Here is a 695-nt window from a genome sequence, read left to right as displayed (position 1 = left end):
ATTTGTGTGAAAGTATCGGAGGTATTTCCACAATCGTCTTTTACGATCCACGTATTGGTATAGGTTCCTGCGTTGGCACAAGTCTCTGACGGAACAAAAGCTCCGCTTGTTTTTACACTATTCGAAACATCACCGTCACAAGTATCGGTTGCGATAGGGAATTGTGCCTGTGCAGTCGTTAAAGCCTCAGCATCGCTGCATTGCACCGTTACGTTTAAAGTACCAGACGGAGTGGTCCATGTTGGTGCGGTAGTATCTTCAATGGTAATTATTTGCGTGAAAGTATCAGAAGTATTTCCACAATCGTCTTTTACGGTCCAGGTATTTGTATAGGTTCCTGCGTTGGCGCAAGTCTCTGACGGAACAAATACGCCACTTGTTTTTACAGTATTCGAAACATCACCGTCGCAGGTATCGGTTGCGATTGGGAATTGTGCCTGTGCAGCCGTTAAGGCTTCAGCATCGCTGCATTGCACCGTTACATTTAAAGTACCTGCCGCAGTGGTCCATGTTGGCGCGGTAGTATCTTCGATAGTAATCACTTGCGTGAAAGTATCAGAAGTATTTCCACAATCGTCTTTTACGATCCACGTATTGGTATAGGTTCCTGCGTTGGCACAAGTCTCTGACGGAACAAATGCTCCGCTTGTTTTTACAGTATTCGAAACATCACCGTCACAAGTATCAGTTGCGAT

Annotated in this window: 1 protein-coding gene; it reads right to left on the bottom strand. The window is 45.2% G+C overall.

The features are described 5' to 3' along the window. A partial coding sequence (locus GJU43_RS22730) for an Ig-like domain-containing protein (protein ID WP_305069180.1) occupies positions 1 to 695 on the bottom strand: 695 nt, incomplete at both ends.

Source organism: Flavobacterium sp. LC2016-23 (genome assembly GCF_009674775.1).
GTDB lineage: Bacteria > Bacteroidota > Bacteroidia > Flavobacteriales > Flavobacteriaceae > Flavobacterium.
This window is presented reverse-complemented; position numbering and strand designations above follow the sequence as displayed.